At 52.6% G+C, this 1,053-nt stretch carries 1 protein-coding gene and 1 pseudogene; both read left to right on the forward strand.

Annotated elements, in window-relative coordinates; genetic code table 11:
• The coding region (locus BG74_RS08125) for a glycosyltransferase family 4 protein (protein WP_187202798.1) at positions 1 to 692 on the forward strand (692 nt) is incomplete at its 5' end.
• A gap of 179 nt (positions 693 to 871) precedes the next feature.
• A pseudogene (locus BG74_RS18060) lies at positions 872 to 1,053 on the forward strand (3-deoxy-D-manno-octulosonic acid transferase); the annotation flags it as partial.

The raw sequence follows: 1,053 nt of genomic DNA on the forward strand, positions 1-1,053 counted from the left end.
CGCAGCTAAAGAAAATCATCTGCAATTCGGTGATGGTGCGGGGCGATATCATACACTATTACGGCGTAGAAGAGGATAAATTCGCCTTGATTTATAACGCCATCGATCAAAATAGGTTCGCTCCCGCCGACGGAACTCAGCGCCGGGCAGCCCGGGAAGCGCTATCGATCCCTGAACGGGCCTGCGCGCTGATTTTTGTAGGCTCCGATTTTGCGCGAAAAGGACTGCGGCAGGCCCTTAGCGCGGTGGCCAACACCGATCGCTACCTGATTGTCGTCGGACAAGATAAACATCAGCGACGCTATCAGGCTCTAGCGCAAAGCTTGGGCTGCCTGTCTCGCGTGCGTTTCGCCGGCGTCCGCCAAGATATGCTACCCTGTTACCACGCTGCAGACGCGCTTATCTTGCCGACTCTGTACGACCCGTTCCCCAACGTGATCCTTGAGGCTATGTCCTGCGGCCTGCCGGTCATTACCAGCCAACGCTGTGGCGGCATGGAATTTATCGAGCAGGGTCGCGAGGGCTTCGTCTGCGATGCACTGGATATCGCCAGTCTAATGGCGTTCGCCGCAGAAATGCCGTCCCGCGAACAGGATCCCGCAATGGGCGCCTCCGCACGTCAGCGGGTAAGTACCTATACGCCAGAAAATCTTTCACGTCAGCTTATGAGTCTGTATCGGCAACTACTATAATAACCTTAGAGCCAGTCTAGGATGACTCGCGCTCAGTACTCTACTAATCAGATAAATGCCTCCACGCTAATGAGCGATGATGACTTATCTGTTAGCATATTCCCAGTTTGGGGAAATTCACATTATCTGGTTAAAAACTCACTCAGCACACGGGTCGCTGTGCCTTAAAATAGTTAATTATGATAATATATAATATAATTATATACTTAACACAGCCTCTGGTGTGGATACGGTTATTATGGCGCAGTAGAAAAGCTCCTGCCTACTGCCGACGCTGGCCCGAACGTTACGGCTTTTGCCAGGGCAAGTTGAAACCTGGTGGCATCATGCTGCATTCCGTGTCGGTGGGCGAGACGCTGGC

Source organism: Sodalis-like endosymbiont of Proechinophthirus fluctus (genome assembly GCF_001602625.1).
Classification (GTDB): domain Bacteria; phylum Pseudomonadota; class Gammaproteobacteria; order Enterobacterales; family Enterobacteriaceae.